The organism is Acinetobacter sp. SwsAc6, assembly GCF_013391565.1.
Lineage (GTDB): Bacteria > Pseudomonadota > Gammaproteobacteria > Pseudomonadales > Moraxellaceae > Acinetobacter > Acinetobacter cumulans.
Genome location: NZ_JACAXE010000018.1, coordinates 13437 through 33552, shown reverse-complemented (window position 1 = coordinate 33552; position 20116 = coordinate 13437). Strand labels below are relative to the sequence as shown.

Here is a 20116-nt window from a genome sequence, read left to right as displayed (position 1 = left end):
GATTAATATGTTTTTTTATGGATAAATATCTAAATATTTTGTTTTAAATATTAACAGGTATTATTTTGATTGGATTTCGTATTTTAAAATTAAGATAAAAATACCGTGAAAATAGATATAAAAAATATTTAAATTACAAATACATATATTTATAAGGCTTTAATTGAATTCTGCGATGTATGTCACAAAAAACCAGTATGTTCAGCACATGATTTGCTGAACATACTGGTTTTAAATTATTTAAAAATTCGCCAAAGAGATAATAAGCTTGCCAGTGCAATAAGAAGAACAGAGATATACCACGGAGAAATAACGGCAATCGCTAAGAAGATGGCAATGAAGCTACCGAAGATCCAACTACGCTTTTGTTGCTGTTCGAGCTGTAAACGTATGGTTTGAATCTCATGTAATTGTTTGGCATTCCAAGCGGATTGGTTTTTGAGACCATTTAAGCTATCAATGAGTAAGGTAGGTAAATCTTGTGCCCCTAGAAGTAAGTCGGGAATTTTTTGTCCTAACTCTTTCAAGTTTTTTTGTGGATTCATTTGGGTTTTAATCCAATCCGTTAGAATTGGTTTTGCAAGGCTCCAAATATCCAGTTCTGGATATAAATCTGTGCCTAAACCTTCCACATGGACTAAGGTTTTAAGCAACAGCATTAATTGAGGTGGAATTTCCAAATGGAAGCGACGAGCCACATCCATCACTTCAATCAAGATGCCCGCAAAATCCAGTTCATGCATTGGTTTAGAGACCATTGGGCCAACCGTCCGACGCATTTCTCGTGCTAAAGCATCTTGGTCTGTGCCTGGTGGAATCCAGCCTGCTTGATGTACCACTTGAATCAGTTGCATAAAGTCACTATTCATGACGGCCAGTAGCATGCGTGCTACGGTCATTTGGTCATGTTTAGATAACTCACCCATAATGGCGCAGTCCAGCGCAATAAAACGTGGATTTGCAGGATTAATCGTTTCCACAAAGACATTGCCTGGATGCATGTCTGCATGGAAAAAATTATCCCGAAAGACTTGGGTAAAGAAAATGGTCAGACCTTTTTCTGCCAAATCTTTACGGTCCATGCCCAGACGTTCAAAGGTTGCAATATCTGAAATTGGTACACCTGTGATACGCTCTTCCACCATGACGTCTTTGCTGTCCATATAGACTTCAGGCACATACATCATGCTTGAGCCTGTAAAGTAATGGCGCATACGACGGGTGTTGTCAGCCTCTAAAGTGAGGTCTAATTCTTTTAAAATAATTTGTCTATAGTCTTGAATAATTTCAGACAAGTGCAGTGCACGGGCAGCTTCTAAGCGTTTTTCTAAAAAATGACCGAGCCATTCTAAAATTTCAAAGTCTTGTAAAATTTGATTGCGAATATCTGGGCGTGTGACTTTGACCACGACTTCACGACCATCATGTAGTGCAGCTGTATGCACTTGGGCAATGGATGCTGCAGCCAAAGGTTGTTCATCAAAACGTGCAAATAAGGTATTTACATCAGCTTTAAGTGATTGCTGAATACGCATTTTCGCAACATTGTTGTCAAAGGGTTTGACACGGTCTTGCAGTAAAACCAGTTGTTGCAATACTTCGGGTGGAATGAGATCACGACGGGTAGAGAGCAGCTGGCCAAGCTTAATGGCCAAAGGACCCATTTCCTCTAAAGCCATTTTGAGCTTCAGCGGATTTTTGCGTTCGCGACTCGACCACGCCGCAGGATGCATACGAATCAACCCTAACACATGGCGTGCTTTTTCAGGCAACTCTTCCGCAGGGAATAACGTGTCGAGTCTATAGTGCGCGGCAATGCGCCAAAGGTCGATTAAACGTCTCAAATGCGGAATCATATAAGTTTTACCTAGGGTTGAGTGGGGGTGTGTAATGCATCAATTTGATTTTGGAGTTGCTGAATCTTAGCTTCGGCACGATCCAAATTTTGATTTAAAATGCGTGTATCTTGGTTTAAATCATCCATTTGCCAACGTGGTGCAAGTGCATGGAGGTCTTCTTTGAGGAAGTCTTCAGCAAAAAATAGTTGGCTTTGGAAGGATTGTTTTAAGTGTTTTGGTGCCAATTGAATTTTAGCAATTTCATGTGCTAAGGCAGGACCAATCAATGGCGAAAGGTGGGCTGCTAAATCTGGCTCTGCTTGGCGAATGATGCGCTGAATTTCTTGTAAAAGACGATAATCACCTTGTACAGGAATCGTGCCTACATCTTCAGCAAGCAACAGTTTAAGCGCAGCAACTGCATTTTCAACATGCAAGGTTGCTGTTGCTTCGATCACAGTATTCTGTGGATCAAAAGGGCGCTGCTCAAAGATGGATGGCGCGTTGCTGTGTCCTGTTGCGGTGGCTTCGAGACGAACTTTTCCGTCATCAAAAAAAACATCGACAGAAAGTTTAGGTGAGTCCATCACGACGCGGAGCATTTTTCCTTGCAAGGCGTTGAACTGGATGCGCGTAATGGCATCCAGATCAATAACATGATGAATCAATCTTTCCACTACGCCGAGTGCGAGAATTGACCACATAATGGAACCTTAAAAAACCGAATTAAAGTTTAAAGCCACGATGTACTGCAACAATACCGCCTGTGAGGTTATGGTAATCACAGTTTTGGAAGCCTGCATTTTCCATCATACCTTTGAGAGTACGTTGGTCTGGATGCATACGAATTGATTCTGCTAAATATTTATAGCTTTCTGAGTCATTCGCAATGATTTTACCCATAATCGGAAGTGCCGTGAATGAGTAAAGATCGTAGAGCTTAGAGAAAGGTTCAAACACAGGTTTAGAAAACTCGAGCACTAATAAACGGCCACCTGGCTTTAACACACGGTACATTGCGGCTAAAGCGGCATCTTTATCAGTCACGTTGCGTAGACCAAATGAAATGGTGAGTAAATCAAAACTGTTGTCTGCAAAAGGCTCTAAAGTTTCCGCATTGGCCAAGACAAAATCAACGTTCGTGCAACCTGCATCAATTAAACGATCACGGCCAACGTTTAACATTGATTCGTTAATGTCTGAAAGAACGACATGACCTGTAGGGCCGACTTCACGACTGAAAACTTTGGCTAAGTCACCTGTACCACCCGCAATATCAAGCACGTGTTGACCACGGCGTACGCCAGACATGTTAATTGCAAAACGTTTCCAAAGGCGGTGAATACCAAAAGACATCAGGTCATTCATAATGTCGTACTTGGCAGCAACAGAATGGAAAACTTCAGCCACTTTTTGTGCCTTATCTTCACTGTTGACAGTTTGATAACCGAAGTGCGTTGTTGCGCCAACATTACCTGTATTGGCGCCACGAGGTAGATTGTATTTTGGAATGGTGCCTGTTACTGGTGTATCGGTAAGGCGTTGTTCTAGAGACTGTTGTTGGCCTTGTGGCGCACCTTGAGGCAGAGATTCGGTTAAGAATGGGCTGACTTTGTCTGTATTTTGTGCTGCAGTTTCAGGTTGAGCAGGCTTTTGATTTTCATTAGACATTAAGTCACTCCTAACTTCAAAATAGGGTTAATTCATCATTGCATGCATGATGACAGATTCTCGTGCGTTGTACAGCAATCATCAAGCAATTGTTATGAATAATATACAGAATTATCTTGATTTCATGCGATGCTTACTTTGACATTGCCCCAAAATTATTGAAAGGGGTTGGGGTCACCAGCATGCACTTTCGCAACGATTTGGCGTTCAGTTGCGGTAAATTCTTTCACAAATTTTTCTGCAGATTTTAAGGGCTTCATTGCCGAAAAACCATCTTGCATAAAGTCATACATGACTTCAAAACGATATTTAGTGGCCGCACCTTTACACATTTTAAATGCCGTGTAGACCACGAAGGAACGCATATATTTGTCTAGGCTTTTGCCAAGCTCATCGAGTAAGGCTAATTGTTTTAAGCGGTCATCACTTTGATTGAGCTTGAGATAAGCTTGACGCATCATTTCATCGGTCAAGGTTTCGTTTGGATGATAGTCTTGTAGTAGTTGCATGGCGACTTGTTCGTCCAGCTGTACGGCTAAAATAGCTAAAGCGACGCCTGATGTACCAGTTTTAATTGCGTTATCTGGAATGAGTTTTTCTGCTTTGTGTGCATATTTGGTCAAGCGTGCAATTTGCTCTGCAAGGGCATCAAAGTCTGGGCCACCATATAAACGATTTAAAAAATATTCGGCCATGAGTACATTTTGTTTTTCAGCAAATTGTTGTGCATGGGTGCGCTGCATACGTGTTTTTTGCCAAAGCTGTACATCGGCCAAGCGTTGTTGGATCTCAGGATTTTTATGATAGTTCAGTTGAATATAAAGTTCTAAAAGATCGTCTAAAACAGCCAGCTTGGACATTGTGTGTCTCAATTATTTTCAAGTTCACCACATAGTAGCTGCACTTGAGATGTGCTGCTATGACAAATTGCAGGAAAAATGTAGAGCGCGCAGCCAGTTGGTTGTAAAATGCTTCAAAACTGCTGGCTAAAAGCACTTTTGAGCGCTTCTATAAAATTAAAAACTAGGGCTATACTGGAAAAAATCATCATAAAGTATCGAATAGAAAATGACGACAAAACAAAACCAATTTCAGTTGATGGATGAAGAACAATTATCGTTGGCACTGATTGAAGCTCAATATGCCCTGAAAGACAGCCGTGCTAAAACCAATGCTAAAAGTCAGTTGATTCTCGTGAGTGGCATTGAGTTGGCGGGCAAAGGTGAGGCGGTTAAACAGCTCAGAGAATGGTTAGATCCAAGATTTTTACAGGTGAAAGCTGATCCACCGAGAACGTTTAATCATAAAGAAACCTTTTGGCAGTCTTATGCACGCTCAATTCCAGCTGAAGGACAAATGATGGTGATGTTTGGCAATTGGTATAGTGATTTGCTGACCACGGCCATGCATGTATCACAGCCGATGGATGACACCATGTTTGATGAATATGTCGAAAACATGCGCAATTTTGAACAAGACTTAAAAAATAATAATGTCGATGTGATTAAAGTCTGGTTTGATCTGTCTTGGAAATCTTTGCAAAAGCGTTTAGATACGATGGACCCGAGTGAAGTGCATTGGCATAAATTACACGGACTAGATTGGCGAAATAAAAAACAATATGACAATCTGCAAAAGCTACGCCAGAGGTTTACCCAAGATTGGTTTTTGATTGATTGTGAAGATGAAAAAGAACGTGATCAGCAATTTGCACAATATATTTTACGAGCGATACAACATTGCCCAGAACACTTAAAGCAGGGCAAAGGTCGCTGGAAACAAGCGACGATTCCAGAAGCTTTATTAAAGCCTGCAACAGATGTTATGGAGAAAGATGTATATAAACAAGAACTGAAACAGCTCAGCAAAAAGGTGTCGAAAGCACTGCGTTTTGATAGCCGAAATGTGGTGATTGCCTTTGAAGGTATGGATGCTGCAGGCAAGGGTGGCGCAATTAAACGAATTGTAAAAAAATTAGATCCACGTGAATACGAAATTTATACCATTGGCGCGCCTGAAAAATATGAATTGCGCCGACCTTATCAATGGCGCTTTTGGAGTAAAATTCAGCCGAGTGAAAAGATCACCATTTTTGACCGCACTTGGTATGGGCGTGTATTGGTAGAGCGGATTGAAGGCTTTGCGAGCCCGATCGAGTGGCAACGTGCTTATGATGAAATTAATCGTTTTGAGCGAGATCTGGTGAACAGCAATACCGTTGTGGTGAAGTGTTGGTTGGCGATCAGTAAAGATGAGCAAGCGGCACGCTTTAAAGCACGTGAAGAAACACCCCATAAACGCTTTAAAATTACACCAGAAGATTGGCGTAATCGGGAACATTGGGATGATTATTTAAATGCGGCTGCTGACATGTTTGAGCGCACGAATACGGAGTATGCGCCATGGCATGTGATTGCAACGGATGATAAAAATACGGCACGCTTAGACGTGCTACGTGCGATCTTAAAGCAATTGAAGGTTGAGTAAGTCTTGTGCTGTACCGCGATGAAATAGACTAAAAACAGTACTTAAATTGGAATGAAATAACATCTAACAATAAGGGCTAACCGAGAACTTAGCCCTTATTTTTTAGCACTGCGCTATGTGTGTAGCGCAAGTGCTCAATCAATTTCGACCTGCTCATTTATGCGATAGCATGTATTTGAAGAGCGGACGAATTAGATGGTTGTACTACCTTGCTGTGCAATTTGTTTTTGTTGAATGCTTTTGGCTAAGTTGTAGCAATCTTCTACATGGGCATCTGCCACTTTTTTCATCACTATATAACCCAAAGTGGCTGCAATGGCTTGGCCACCGAGCGGAATGAATTTAGTTACTTGTTTGGTAATGTATTTGGCCGCAACATTATTGAGTGATTTTTTCATTGCTGTGCGGGCAACGACTAAACCAGAGAACTCTACACCACGTTTGCGTAGTTCGTTCCAATGGACTTGTTTGGTTTTTGGGTCAAACACGCTAATTTGCTCTGGCGCGAGCGCAAAGCGTGCATTTACCTCTGGAATGAGGAGCGACAAAATACCGACATCAATCACGACATCTAAAAAAGGCACGGGAATGACGGCAACCCCAGCAGAGAGGTAAGCACGTTTTTTTACCAGCTCTAGGCATTCTTGGCGGATGGCCTCCAAATCTAAGCTTGGATCAATGGAGTCTGGAACATTGTCTATTTTCATGGTGAAGATCCTTCTGCGCTCATCAAAGGTATTGATCGCTAATGTACTTTAAGATACGCGTTTCAAATTGATTTTTATACTGAATATTGTTTTCAAATTCGCATAGACAGCCATAAAAGTATAGTAAATAATCTTTATCGTTTTGCAGCGTCCGTATTTTATTGAGTGGAGAGAACATGGCTATTCGCGTCATACAAAGTCAGCGTGTTGAAATCTTATTAGAAGCCATGATTCAAGCAGGCCATCAAGCTGAAACTTCGCCCTTGGCCGCACTCAAGACCCAACATTTTATTGTGCCTTCTATGGCAGTGCAAACGTGGCTCACGACAAAATTATCAGAACAACAAGGTATTAGCGCCAATACCATGTTTCATCAGCGGATCCGTGCCTTTCAATGGTTTGCTTATCAGGCAGTATTGGATGATAAAGAAAAAGTACGGAAAGCCAATATTCCACGCTTAATTATTAAATGGCGTACCTATCAAATTTTAAAACCCTTTATTCAGCAGGCAAACAATCCTTTGTCTGTAGATCACCCTTTACATAGCATTGTGCAACGTATGTATGACAGCGCGTCCAGACTGAGTGATAGCACGGAGCAACAGCTCAAAAAGCAAGGTATGTTGTATTGGGTTTCGGAGCAAGTCTCACGTTTATTTAGTAACTATATGGAATACCGTGGACATTGTTTAAAACAACATGCGCAGGGCGAGTCTTGTGACTGTGCACATAATTGGCTGAAAGATTGGGGCAACAATCAGCCACTGGATTTGGATAAGCAATTTTTTATGCCAAGGCCTTTGTTTCCTGGTTTGGACAGCAAAGAAGAGCAAGTACAACAGCAGCAAATTTCAAGCTTTGCTTTGGCACAAGCCGAACAACTTGAGCAATGGCAACGCTGGTTGTGGCATAGCGAATTTCATGCTGACTTTGAGTTAATGCAAAGTATTGATCAAAACTTTTGGCAAGTGATGGATGATCCTGCACAGCGTGTCAAAGCTTTACAAGCGTTGCCTAAACAGGTGGTGCTATTTACAGTACTGGATTTGCCTCCGAGCCAGCTGAGTTTTTTACGTCGTTTGGGGCAGTATATGGATGTGTTGATTTTGCACTTCAATCCATCGCAAGAGTACTGGGCAGACACCGTAGATGCCAACTGGAAAAAGCAATATGACGTAAAACTCAAACAACGCTTTCAAGAAAAAAATCCTGAAGCAACCACTGCACAAATTGACGCATTTTTTGAAAAATACACGCTGGAATATGGACAACAAAAAGATTCCAGACATCCACTGTTGACTCGTTTTGGCAAGCAAGCCCGAGATCACTTTTCATTGCTGGTCAATTTGGCTGCAGGTGAGCAAGATGAAGAGTGGCATGACCTTTTTCCAATGGATTATGAAGCGCATTTACTGGGGAAATTACAGTCTGATATTTTAAATTTGGCTGAGCCAGAACCTGAATCATTTGAATTGTTGGAACAAGATGATTCGATTCAACTGCATGTTTGCCATTCATCTTTGCGTCAGTTGGAAGTGCTCAAAGATCAATTGGTGCATTGGCTATCACAGAGCACGCCAGAACAGCCTCGTCAGCCCAATGATATTTTGGTGTTAAGTCCGCAGCTCAAAGAGCTTGAACCGCTTATTCGCAGTGTATTTGCACCGCCACCACGAGAGCAGAGCTTTGAAAATACTGCACAGCAGACGCGTAAAGACAGTGTGTATTTGCCTGTTAAAATTGCAGGTGTACCACAGTTGGATACACAAAATGCATGGCGTGCTGTACTTGGGCCAATTCAGTTAGGCCAAGGTCGCTTTAGCCTAGAAGATTTTGCAGATTGGCTGAATTTAGGTGCGGTGCAAACCCGTTATGCGCTGAGCACCGATCAAGCAGCACGTATGATTGAATTACTTAGTGATGCCAAATTTAAGCGAGGCCTAGACGAGGAACATTTAAAACGGAGTTTGGCTGCCAATGATCAGGACTATCGTTACAGTTTTAAATTTGCCTTAGACCGTTTGGTACTTGGCGTAGCAGTGCCTGAGCATGTCATGCTACAAGATACTTTAAGTTATGCCTATGTGCGTCCAGAAGATTTTGAGTTGATCAATATCTTGATCACGATGTATCAAGATTTTGCCGAACGTCGCCATTGGCTGGTAGAGCATGAGATGGGCATTCAACGTAATGTTGAAGAGTGGTTACATTTATTGTTACGTGATTTAGATCAGTACCAAAAACATGGCGTCACAGCCTTAAAAGCAGTGCGCGATACACTGCGTAAATATATTACTTTAATTACACTGTCGTACTATACCGAAGATGGAGAGCTGGGCCCGCAGGAGCAACTGCTACTCAAAGACATGCAATTGCCTTTGCCTTACTTATTACAAGAAATTCAAAATACTATTGATAGCCAAATGGATCAGGCTGTGCCGACTGGTCAAATTACTTTTAGCCAAATGGGGCAAATTCGTCCCTTGCCCTATAAGCTGATTGTGATGCTGAACTTAGACAGCGGGAAGTTCCCAAGCCGTCAGGTGCGTTTGCCTTTTGACTTAATGGATGTGCTGAAATCGCACTTGGGTGACCGTTCACGTTTAGATGATGAACAAGGCGCATTTTTAGATGCATTGTTGTTGGCCAAAGATAATTTATGGCTGTTTTATAATGGCTTTGATGTCAATGATGGTGAAATACGCGAGCCATCGAGTGTGGTGCAAGAATTTATTCGTCATTTGGCCGTGATCGTTCAGGGAGGGCGTGCAGAGAGCACTTTGCCTCTGCTGACTACTTTGGATAGTGGCATTGAAGTGCCAGATAATTTAAAAACTCTGTATCGCATTCACAGTCTACAACCGTTTGAACAGCAGAATTTTGTTCACACTCGCCAAGAGCGAAAGATTCGCTATCAAGACCACTGGTTTCATGTGGCACAGCAACTACAACAGGCTCAGGGTGCGCGTACTGCATGGGCCAGCAAAGCCCTTAAGCCGACGGAAGTCGCTGATTTACAGCTAGATAGTAGCCAGTGGATCAAGCAAGTCACTTTTCCTGCCGAGCTCTATTTAAAAACCTTAGGCATTGTAAACCCTAAACCTGAGGACAGTTTGGCTACGGATGAGCCTTTACTTTTAGATGGTTTAGAAAAATATGCTGTACGCAATAGCTTATTGCAGTCGACGCAAATTGCGAGCGAAGACTTACTGTTAGATCAATTGCCTGTGGGCAAATTAAAAGAGGCGACTTGGAATAGTAGCCTACAACAGCATGAAGCTTTGCTGGAGCGAGTGAAAGCCGTGACCCAGAGCGATGATGCAACTTTAACGCCAGTGACTCAGCGCATGTTGAGCTTAGAAACCAATCTACAAATGCAAATTACTGTACCTGCCGAGCCTGTACAAACGTGGGTGAGCTTGACAGCATCGAGTGCCCGAGGGCGTCGCCGTGCACAAATTTGGCTTGAATATTTGCTTTGGTTGCATAGCTTGCCCGAGCAAGATACACAAAGCTATCAACGTATAGAAGTATGTGGCGACCTTACGGTGTGTTGTCAGGGGATATCACCTGCGCAAGCGCGCGTGCACATTCAAGCGTGGCTTAAGGCTTGGCGCTATGGACAACAACGGCCTTTGGTTTTACCGGCCAATTTATTGCTGGCAAGTGAAAAAAGTGGTGCATTTACCTTAGAAAATAATGGTAAAGGCAATGAGCGCGGTGTGCGCTGGATTGAAAAAAAGGCAGGCATTTTAGTGCTTGAGCAAATCGAACAGTTAAAACAAAAATGGACGGCTGCAGGCGATTATAGTGCTTTTGATATTCGCTTCGATGAAGCCAATCAGGCACATCTGGATTGGGCCTTTATATTACGTGATCAGGACAGTAAACAGTTGCTGGAGCATTGCTGTGAATTATTTGCCTATGCACTGTATCAGCCGATTTTTCAGCATCAAACTGCGGAGTAAATGATGAATATTCAGGAAATTGAAAATCCAATCCGCAACATGCATTTTCAGGGCTTACATTGGATAGAAGCCTCGGCGGGTACGGGTAAAACTTTTACCTTATCGAGCCTGATGGTGCGTATTTTGTTGGAAAAATATTTACCGCGACAAATTATTGCAACCACATTTACCCGAAAAGCGGCGGCAGAATTAAAAAGCCGTATTCGCCAGCGTTTATATCAAGTGTTGAGTCTGCTTGAAAGTTTAAGAAGCACACAAGTGGCGGTAATACAGGTCAAAGCTGAAGCTGAAAAAGATGAGCTGGTGAAAGTGATTTTAGAACGTCATGCACATCAGATAGGCTATGCCTGTGATCGCTTGCAATTGGTGTTGGATCAGCTGGATGAACTATTTGTGGGGACCTTGGACAGCTTTAGCCAAAACCTACTTCGTGAATTCGCCTTTGAAAGTGGCAAAATTGAACGTGCTGAAATTACCAATGATGACAGCGTTTATATTCAACAATTGGTGCATGACACCTTGCGTGAATGGATTCAGCAACAATCACAAGATGCCATTAATTTACTGATACAACGTCAAAATTTGAAATCAGTCGATCATTATGCCGAGCTGATTGCAAAAAGCTTAAATTTTAGTTCGGCGAAGTTGTTGCCAGTAGAGCAACCTGAGTTTGATTTGACCGCATTGCAACACGCCGTCAGTGCATTAAGCACATTGGACTTAGACAAAATTCGGAGTTTAGAGCAGTTTACGCCAAATGGTGACTATGCCAAATGGCTACTGCAACCATGGTCCAAATGGTCGATTGTTGAGCTTGTACTGGAGGAATTAAAGCCTCTTTTAGACGATGTTGCAACGCATGGCGTGAGTGTATTATTTGCCTCAAACACGGACGTATTGACACAGCTGAAGCAGTTTGTAGACAAGCTTGATCCACGAAATGCCACTGGCAAGAAAAAACTCACCGAAGATGAACTCACTATTATTCAGCAGCATCCAGTCATTGTGGCATTGGGGCAGGTCTTTGCTACTTTGCAGGAATGCCAATCCAATTTGCAAGGGCTCGAAGCTTATCTGAAGTATTTTATTGCGCTACAAGCGAAGCAACGCTTACCGCAAATGCTACAAAGCAAAGGTGAAACCACGTTTGCACAGCAAATTCGAACCTTATCGGAAGCGCTTCAAGGCGAGCAAGGGGAAAAGTTTGCGGCTTTTGTGCATGCGCGCTATCCGCTTATTTTGGTCGATGAATTTCAAGACACCAACCTAGATCAAGACAGCATGCTGGCAGAGATTTGGCGTCATCCTGCGCGTTTACAGCAGGGCTGTATGATTATGGTGGGTGACCGTAAACAGGCCATTTATGGCTTCCGTGGTGGCGATATGCTGACCTTTTTAAAGGCACGCAATGATGTGTATCGTAAGCAAGGCCAGTTTTATCAATTAACCAAAAACTTCCGTTCGATTGCCCCATTGGTTGATGTGGTGGATGCCTTATTTCAACGGCAAATGGATTTTGGTGAAGATGTGCATTATGTGCCGATTAGTGCAGGTGCATCGCATCCAGATTTATATGATGCAGGGCAAATCAATCCTGCGCCCTTACGTTGGGTGCAATTAGAGCGACCAGCCGATGAAGCCTCGCAAGTGGCGTGGCAAATTCAGCATTTACTCAATCAAGCCAAGCAAGGTGAGTTGTATTTTCAGTCGCTCAAGGATGGAGAAACAATTCGTGAGGCATTGGCAGTAGAAGATATCGCCATTCTTTCGGCAGGCCATTCTGCATTAAATGCGGTACAAAAATCACTTTTGGCTTTGGGGATTAAAGTCAATCGTTCAGCCAAACGGAGTGTATTTAGTAGTGAGATTGCCCAAGATGTGGCTGCACTGTTAAATGCAATTTTAACGCCGTATCAAGAAGCCAAAGTGAAACGTGCGCTATTGGGACGTCTGATGGGGTTACAGTTGGTCGATTTGTGGCGTGATGACATGCAAATGTTGGATTTAAGCCACTATATTGCCCAATTTGATCACATTAGAGAGCTTTGGTTACATCAGGGCTTCTTGCCAGCTTGGCATTATTGTCTCAACTATTTCAAAATTTGGGAGCGCATTGTCGCGCTACAGAGTTTGAATAATGAGCGGGATGTGGTGAATTTACGTCATTTGACAGAATTACTCAGTGCACAAAGCGAACACTTGCAAGGTGCACAGCATTTACATCACTGGTATCTCAAGCAATTGCAGGCGCCACAGCAACGCGACTGGGAGCTAGAGCGGCCTTTAAGTAATGCTGAAGGAGTGCAACTGATGACCATCCATCAGTCGAAGGGTTTAGAGTTTAAAGTCGTTTTTTTACTCAATGCTGATGGTGGAAAGAAGGCAGATAATAGTTTAATTTTTTCATACGAAGAGCAACCCCTTGCTGATGGGCAAGGCAATGAAAAGCACCGTGTGATTAACATTAGTGGGCATGCTGAAAAAGCAGAAAAAGAACAAAGTGATGCACGAAGTATCGCAGAGCAACATCGTCTTTGGTATGTGGCATTAACCCGTGCCAGTTATCGCATTTATGCCATGTTTAGAACCCAAGATCATAAGTCTGTCTACAGCTTGCCGTTTTGGCGTGGTGTTGCGCCTAATCATTTTGAACATGCAGGCTGCATGCAGCAGGAATTGCTTGAACAATGTCCAGACCTCATTTCGGTTGCACATGAGCAGACTTCGCAAGTCTTAGAGGCTTTGCCGTTGCCTGAGGCGCGGTTTTACCCGCGGAGCAATACCAGTTTTACTGGTTTATCACAGCATTTATCCTACCGCCAAAGCACCCAAGATCAGCTGGCGAATCAAGTTGAGATGCAAGACAGTGCTGAAGATGAACAAGACCAAGAAAGTGAAATCCAGTACAGCGCTTTGGGAGTTTCATGGATTAAGCAAAACTTTCCAAAAGGAACGGTGGCGGGAACATTCTTACACAGTGTGTATGAGCAAATTGATTTTCAAGATTCCGCTGCATGGCCATTGGAAATCTTAAGACGTTTTAAAAATGATGGCCCACAGCTACTGGATGAGCTACGTGAAAAATTGCAAGACAGTTTTGATGTGTGGAAAGTGTTTGCACAGGCATGGAAATCTGCGTATATAACGCTGACCGCGCCTTTGGATCATGCGGTACGTCAGGCTTTTGGTGAATTTATCCATACGCAGGAACAGCATAAATTAGTGCGCAGTGTGTATTTGGCATTTAACCATGACATTTTGCAACAGATGCTGGCCCATACCGATGTCCCTACAGCATGTACGAGGCTGTTTCAAAGTCAGCATAGCTATGATGCTTCACAGTTTTTAAAGCTGCTACAACCCTTGGTGGAACATATTCAGCAAGCAGATCCGAGTGCAACGCGGGATGGATTTATTCAGCAAGCGCAACAGTTGGGGAGTAGCCCTGCCTTAGATCAACCAAAGTCAACAAGCTTTTACCAAAACATTGGTTTTGGGGTGTTGGTTGAAGGGATGCAAAATGAAATCTTATATGCGCTAATGACACAGTGGACGCAAGAGGTCGTAAATACGCCATTGCATGCGGATTTTAGTTTGAGTCAGTTGTCTACAGACAGTCATCTCCCAGAGTTCCCATTTCAACTTTCACTGTCAGATCGACCCGTGCAAATTAAAAAAATTCAACAACTCTTCACGCAAGCTGGAATTTCGATTGAAGCACTAAATGAAGCCAATTCTGCACGTTATTTAATTGGTGCCATTGACTTGGTGTATTTCGATGGACAGCGTTATCACATTGCCGACTACAAGAGTAACTTTTTGGGTAAGGCACAGCAGGAATATACGCTGAGTGAAATCCGCCGAAACATGAGTAGTTCGAGTTATTGGTTACAAGCAGCCATTTATTTATTGGCCTTACATCGTTATTTGAAGGTGCAATTGCAGGATTATGATATCGCGCAGCATTTGGGTGGGGCGAGTTATTTGTACTTACGTGGCATGAATGGTGATGCTAATTATGGCGTGTGTCATTGGCAACCCACAGCGGATTTTATACAAAAATTGGATGAAATATTGGGCAATTTTAATGTTGATAAACTGCGCGATATTGCCTAATTCGTCACAAAAAGTAGCAAATAAACAATAAATTATCCTGTGGATAAATTTGAGGATAACTGTGTGGAAAATGATCAAAAAGACTTGCCAATGCAGGCTTGGGCAAAATATGTGTCTTTACAACATAGCTCTGCATTAATGCGAGAAAAAGCCACTGTTTTTATACAGCAAATTTTTCAGGCCTTGACCCAAGGTGATAGCTGTCTGACATGTACAGAAAGTGAGTTGCAATTGCTGGCTGGCTTATATGCCACAAGTGAAGATGCAGCTAATCAACAGATTGCACCATTTGTATATGATCAGCAGCAGATTTATCTATATCGCTATTGGTCATTAGAATTTCAATTGGCCCAGTATGTTGCAACATTGAAACAACAACAGTTACCTGCTTTGACTTTAAGCCCACAGCAAGAGGCTTTATTAGAAGACCCGCAACAAAAGCAAGCGATGCGTATGGTGGCTTCACAAGCACTGAGTATTATCACAGGCGGGCCTGGTACAGGTAAAACTTATACTTTGGCGCGTATTATTGCGGTCTTAAATCAAAGCCTGCCCAATATTCGTATTGCTATGGCAGCACCCACTGGTAAAGCGGCGCAGCGGATGAAAGAAGCTTTACAAAATTCATTTTCAGATCCGAAACTGGCCGATTTAATCAGTGATGATTTAAAGCGTTTAACGCCTATTACGTTGCATCGCCTGTTAGGGCTAGGCGAAACACAGCGCCCGCGTTTTCATGCAAAGCGTCCATTACCCTTTGAAGTAATTGTGGTTGATGAAGCTTCGATGTTAGATCTCAATTTAGCCAAAATGCTGTTGGCCGCAGTTGCACCACAGACCCGCCTGATTTTATTGGGCGATGCCGACCAATTGGCCTCTGTAGATGTGGGATCCGTTTTAGCGGATCTACAGCAAGTGCCTGCATTGGCTGAAAATCACGTGCATTTGGTGACCAGTCGCCGTTTTGATGGTGAGCAATTGATTGGTCGAATGGCGCAATTTATACAACAGAATCGTGTAATTGATGGCGTTTTACAACAATTCGAGCAAGCGCTTGTACCTGCGGGTGAGTTGGGGGAAATCGCATTAACGGACAGCATGCACAATCAGATTCAATTGCAGTATCTGCCCGAGCAAGAGAGTGATATTACGCTGGCGATGTGGTCTCGCTATTATGATCAGCTAATGTTTGGTTTTTCTGGCTATTGCCAAGCTTTAGTTTCCCTTTTGCAACAGGCCCCAAAAATAAAAGATGTCGCCGAAATTGAACAGGTGATTGCACGTTTTGACGATTATCGCGTGTTGTCGGCTATTCGGCATGGCAATCTGGGTTTGAATGTGCTGAATGAGCAGATCGAGCAACGTGTGCTTGAAGCTACACAGCAAGTGAAGCAAGGCGAGTGGTATGTTGGTCGCCCAGTCATGATGACCTATAACGACTATCAGCTCGGGCTGTCGAATGGTGATATTGGCATCTGCTTTCAACAGCAACAACAAGGTCAAATACAATTTGCAGTGTACTTTCCGAGTTTACAGAAATGGGTCGCTGCTGCTCGCTTACCTAAAAGCATACAGACGGCCTATGCGCTCACCATTCATAAATCACAAGGTTCTGAATTTACCCATACCGCGGTGGTGTTAGATGCCAATGCACAGCAATTACTAAGTAAAGAACTCATCTATACGGCCATCACACGTGCGAAAAAAGTCGTCAGTATATTGGCTGCACGTTCGTCATTGGCGAATGCAATGAGCGTTCGAACGTTGCGCCGTAGTGGGTTAAGTGCCAAGGTTGCTACTACGCTGAGTTAAATTTAAGGTACTGATGTGCTTTGTTTTGTACGAAATTTCTTACAACAATTCGAGAAATTGACGCATAGAGCTTTGTATAAGTTTCTGAGAAGATGGCTTCACACAATAAAGTGCTCAACATGGAATGTTGGGTAAAATCGCACAAATAGAATAAAAAAGTCGTGAAGACAGCGAACTTACAATGAAGTAAGTAAAGAGGAAACTTACAGCCGCTAAGCCTTGCAGTTTTGGGAGAGACTGCAGGGCTTTTTTATGCGTGAAATATTTAGTGAATAGTTTGTTGTTTGTGTGTTAAATGTACGAAATATCTTACAGATAAATTAGGAAAATGCGACTTTTTTCACAGCTTGAATCTGTCAAAATCTACCGCATAAGGAAGTACAACTTAAAACATGGAATGTTTGAGAAACAAGACGCGAGAACGCGCCATAAAACAATAAATAATAAAATAATAATGAAAACAGAAGAAACTACAGCGCAAAAAAGCCCGGGTTCTGCCCGGGCTTTTTTTTATCTTTTTGGGGCGAACTGTTTGCAAAAATGACACTCAGTACAGGAGCTAAAATATTTTTGTAAGTTTAGTTATCTGCTGTGCAAAAAAGCGTTCAAATAAGCCAGATTTATTTTGTTTAAAATATAGGCAAACAAAGTTTGCATGAATAATAGTGCAAAGCAGATGAACTTTTTTGCAATCGTGGGCATTTTCCCTTAATATATTGGACTTGCTGTAGTGATGCACGGCAGTCAAATTGGTTTTGAAGAATCAGTTTGATTTGTATCAAAAGTAACTTATTAAGCATCTCGGAGAAATCGAATGGCTTTAACAAACGCAGATCGCGCAGAGATCGTTGCAAAATTCGCTCGCGCTGAAAACGACACTGGTTCACCAGAAGTTCAAGTAGCTCTTTTAACTGCTCAAATCAATGATTTGCAAGGTCACTTCAAAGAACACAAACACGACCATCATAGCCGTCGCGGTCTTATCCGTATGGTTAACCAACGTCGTAAGCTTCTTGACTACCTTAAAGGTAAAGACGCTACTCGTTACAGCGCTTTGATTGCTGCTTTAGGTTTACGTCGTTAATTCGATTAAACTTTGATTTTCGGACTATTGCATGTCGAATGCCGTAATACTGAAATCTAAAGTCTATCCAACCTTGGTTGGATAATGGGGAAGGGGCGATGATTCGCTCCTTCTTTGTGTCTTAAATGTGTATTTAATGTCTCTAGTGAGGTCGGCTTCTAAGCTTTGTCATTTATGTTGCGGGCTAGTGTTTAGCTGAGTGAATGCCAAACCTTAGGGGTCTCCACTAGAATAATTGTTCACAAGAACTAGGAAAAAATAAAACATGTCGATGTTTAATATTATTCGTAAAGAATTCCAATTTGGTCAGCACAATGTAGTGCTTGAAACAGGCCGTGTTGCACGTCAAGCCAATACTGTTGTGATTACAATGGGTGGCGTACAAGTCCTTGTTGCTGTAGTTGCTCAACCAAAAGCAAAAGCAGGTCAAGACTTCTTCCCATTGACTGTTAACTACCAAGAAAAACAATATGCAGCTGGTCGTATCCCTGGTGGTTATGGCAAGCGTGAAGGCCGCGCGTCTGAAGCTGAAACTCTAATTTCACGTCTAATCGACCGTCCAATTCGTCCGTTGTTCCCAGAAGGTTACTTCAACGAAATCCAAGTAACAGCGACTGTTATTTCTTCTGACAAAACTATGGATGCTGACATTGCTGCAATGTTAGGTACATCTGCTGCGCTTTCTATCGCAGGTACGCCGTTCCGTGGTCCTATCGGTGGTGCGCGTGTTGGTTTAATCAACGGCGAATACATTCTTAACCCAAACCACGAACAGTTAAAAGAATCTGATCTTGACCTTGTTGTTGCAGGTACAGAATCTGCAGTGCTTATGGTTGAATCTGAAGCGAAAGAACTTTCAGAAGACCAAATGCTTGGCGCTGTATTGTTTGGTCATGACGAAATGCAAATCGCGATCCAAGCGATCAAAGAATTTGCTGCAGCTGCTGGTGCAGTTGAATCAACTTGGGTTGCTCCAGTTAAAAACGAAGAACTTCTTGGCAAACTGAAAGACGCATTCGAAGCGAAAATTTCTGATGCTTATACTATTGCTGTTAAGCATGAACGTTATGCAGCGCTTGATGCATTGTCTGAAGAAGCATTGGCTCAATTCGTTCCTGAAAATGACGAAACTGGCATTGCTGACGAAGTGAACGAATTATTCGAAGATCTTAAATACCGTACAGTACGTGACAACATCTTGTCTGGTAAGCCACGTATTGATGGTCGTGATACAAAAACTGTTCGTGCAATCGACGTACAAGTTGGCGTATTAGACCGTGCTCACGGTTCTGCATTGTTCACACGTGGTGAAACTCAGGCGTTGGTAACAACAACTTTGGGTAATACACGTGATGCGTTAATGGTTGATACCCTTGCAGGTACGAAAACTGATAACTTCATGTTGCACTACAACTTCCCTGCATACTCTGTAGGTGAAACGGGTCGTGAATCAGGTCCTAAACGTCGTGAAATCGGTCACGGTCGTCTAGCACGTCGTGGTGTTCAAGCCGTTCTTCCTGCAGCTGACCGCTTCCCGTATGTAATCCGTATCGTATCTGACATCACTGAATCTAACGGTTCATCTTCAATGGCTTCTGTATGTGGTGCTTCTCTATCACTTATGGATGCAGGTGTTCCACTTAAAGCGCCAGTTGCAGGTATCGCAATGGGTCTAGTGAAAGAAGGCGAGCGTTTCGCAGTTCTTTCTGACATCTTGGGAGACGAAGACCACCTTGGCGACATGGACTTTAAAGTAGCAGGTTCTGCAAACGGTATTACTGCGCTTCAAATGGACATCAAGATCGAAGGTATTACTGAAGAGATCATGGAAACTGCATTGAACCAAGCTTATGCTGGCCGTATGCACATCCTGAACGAAATGAACCAAGTAATTTCACGCGCTCGTCCTGAAATTTCTATGCACGCGCCTACATTCCAAGTGATCAACATCAACCCGGACAAAATCCGTGATGTGATTGGTAAAGGTGGCGCAACAATCCGTGCAATTACTGAAGAAACTAAAGCTGCAATCGATATCGAAGATAACGGTACAGTTCGCGTATTTGGTGAAACTAAAGCGGCTGCTTCTGCTGCTGTTGCGAAAATCCAAGCGCTTACTGCTGAAATCGAACCAGGTACAATCTACACTGGTAAAGTAATCCGTATCGTTGAATTCGGTGCGTTCGTCAACATCCTTCCAGGTACTGACGGCTTGCTTCACATCTCTCAAATTTCTAACGAGCGTATTGCAAACGTTGCAGACGTATTGAAAGAAGGTCAAGAGATTAAAGTTCAAGTTGCTGATGTCGACAACCGTGGTCGTATCAAGTTAACAATGAAAGACATCGAACAAGCTTAATCTTGTGATGTTCTAAACAAAAAAGCCCTCAATTGAGGGCTTTTTTTATGGCATGATGCGTCATAAAGAAAAGC

11 protein-coding genes are annotated in these 20116 nt (G+C 42.7%); 6 read left to right on the top strand and 5 right to left on the bottom strand.

Annotation, left to right across the window (positions count from 1 at the left end):
* Nucleotides 1-236: 236 nt before the first annotated feature.
* From HYG93_RS12410 to HYG93_RS12395, 4 genes are all read right to left on the bottom strand, one after another.
* Entirely contained in the window at nucleotides 237-1856 is a 1620-nt protein-coding gene (locus HYG93_RS12410) for an AarF/ABC1/UbiB kinase family protein (protein WP_106985544.1), read from the bottom strand.
* Between the two features lie 11 nt (nucleotides 1857-1867).
* On the bottom strand, nucleotides 1868-2542 hold the full coding sequence (locus HYG93_RS12405; protein ID WP_120364921.1) for an SCP2 domain-containing protein: 675 nt from the start codon (nucleotides 2540-2542) through the stop codon (nucleotides 1868-1870).
* A 22-nt stretch (nucleotides 2543-2564) separates the two neighbouring features.
* Nucleotides 2565-3509 carry a bifunctional demethylmenaquinone methyltransferase/2-methoxy-6-polyprenyl-1,4-benzoquinol methylase UbiE gene (ubiE, locus tag HYG93_RS12400; RefSeq protein ID WP_106985542.1) on the bottom strand — a complete coding sequence of 315 codons (945 nt, stop codon included), beginning with the start codon at nucleotides 3507-3509 and terminating at the stop codon, nucleotides 2565-2567.
* Between the two features lie 155 nt (nucleotides 3510-3664).
* Complete coding sequence (locus HYG93_RS12395; protein WP_117007849.1) at nucleotides 3665-4369, bottom strand: hypothetical protein; 705 nt, start codon at nucleotides 4367-4369, stop codon at nucleotides 3665-3667.
* Nucleotides 4370-4577: 208 nt separating this feature from the next.
* On the opposite strand from HYG93_RS12395, the gene HYG93_RS12390 reads away from it, so the two are divergent.
* A complete protein-coding gene (locus HYG93_RS12390; protein ID WP_106985540.1) occupies nucleotides 4578-5996 on the top strand; it encodes a phosphate--AMP phosphotransferase in 1419 nt (472 codons plus the stop codon).
* Nucleotides 5997-6187: 191 nt separating this feature from the next.
* Here HYG93_RS12390 and HYG93_RS12385 read toward each other — a convergent pair whose 3' ends face one another.
* Nucleotides 6188-6703 (bottom strand): hypothetical protein, encoded by a 516-nt coding sequence (locus HYG93_RS12385; protein ID WP_106985539.1) that lies wholly within the window; start codon nucleotides 6701-6703, stop codon nucleotides 6188-6190.
* 176 nt (nucleotides 6704-6879) lie between these two features.
* Between HYG93_RS12385 and HYG93_RS12380 the strand changes: the two genes are divergently transcribed.
* The 5 genes from HYG93_RS12380 (at nucleotide 6880) to pnp (ending at nucleotide 20042) form a co-directional block, all read left to right on the top strand.
* Nucleotides 6880-10671, top strand: coding sequence for an exodeoxyribonuclease V subunit gamma (locus HYG93_RS12380; RefSeq protein WP_120364924.1), 3792 nt, complete (start codon nucleotides 6880-6882; stop codon nucleotides 10669-10671).
* A gap of 3 nt (nucleotides 10672-10674) precedes the next feature.
* Nucleotides 10675-14787 carry a UvrD-helicase domain-containing protein gene (locus tag HYG93_RS12375; protein ID WP_120364930.1) on the top strand — a complete coding sequence of 1371 codons (4113 nt, stop codon included), beginning with the start codon at nucleotides 10675-10677 and terminating at the stop codon, nucleotides 14785-14787.
* A gap of 90 nt (nucleotides 14788-14877) precedes the next feature.
* Nucleotides 14878-16599, top strand: a complete 1722-nt coding sequence (gene recD / locus HYG93_RS12370; protein WP_178962524.1) for an exodeoxyribonuclease V subunit alpha — start codon at nucleotides 14878-14880, stop codon at nucleotides 16597-16599.
* A gap of 814 nt (nucleotides 16600-17413) precedes the next feature.
* Nucleotides 17414-17683: a 30S ribosomal protein S15 gene (gene rpsO / locus HYG93_RS12365; RefSeq protein WP_005007057.1), complete on the top strand. Its 270-nt coding sequence runs from the start codon at nucleotides 17414-17416 to the stop codon at nucleotides 17681-17683.
* 271 nt (nucleotides 17684-17954) lie between these two features.
* Nucleotides 17955-20042 (top strand): polyribonucleotide nucleotidyltransferase, encoded by a 2088-nt coding sequence (gene pnp, locus HYG93_RS12360; protein ID WP_171356366.1) that lies wholly within the window; start codon nucleotides 17955-17957, stop codon nucleotides 20040-20042.
* The last annotated feature ends 74 nt before the right edge of the window (nucleotides 20043-20116 follow it).

Coding starts and splice junctions, on each gene's coding strand:
- HYG93_RS12410 (WP_106985544.1), bottom strand. CDS start 1,856: ATGATTCCGCATTTGAGACGTTTAATCGACCTTTGGCGCATTGCCGCG.
- HYG93_RS12405 (WP_120364921.1), bottom strand. CDS start 2,542: ATGTGGTCAATTCTCGCACTCGGCGTAGTGGAAAGATTGATTCATCAT.
- ubiE (WP_106985542.1), bottom strand. CDS start 3,509: ATGTCTAATGAAAATCAAAAGCCTGCTCAACCTGAAACTGCAGCACAA.
- HYG93_RS12395 (WP_117007849.1), bottom strand. CDS start 4,369: ATGTCCAAGCTGGCTGTTTTAGACGATCTTTTAGAACTTTATATTCAA.
- HYG93_RS12390 (WP_106985540.1), top strand. CDS start 4,578: ATGACGACAAAACAAAACCAATTTCAGTTGATGGATGAAGAACAATTA.
- HYG93_RS12385 (WP_106985539.1), bottom strand. CDS start 6,703: ATGAAAATAGACAATGTTCCAGACTCCATTGATCCAAGCTTAGATTTG.
- HYG93_RS12380 (WP_120364924.1), top strand. CDS start 6,880: ATGGCTATTCGCGTCATACAAAGTCAGCGTGTTGAAATCTTATTAGAA.
- HYG93_RS12375 (WP_120364930.1), top strand. CDS start 10,675: ATGAATATTCAGGAAATTGAAAATCCAATCCGCAACATGCATTTTCAG.
- recD (WP_178962524.1), top strand. CDS start 14,878: ATGCAGGCTTGGGCAAAATATGTGTCTTTACAACATAGCTCTGCATTA.
- rpsO (WP_005007057.1), top strand. CDS start 17,414: ATGGCTTTAACAAACGCAGATCGCGCAGAGATCGTTGCAAAATTCGCT.
- pnp (WP_171356366.1), top strand. CDS start 17,955: ATGTTTAATATTATTCGTAAAGAATTCCAATTTGGTCAGCACAATGTA.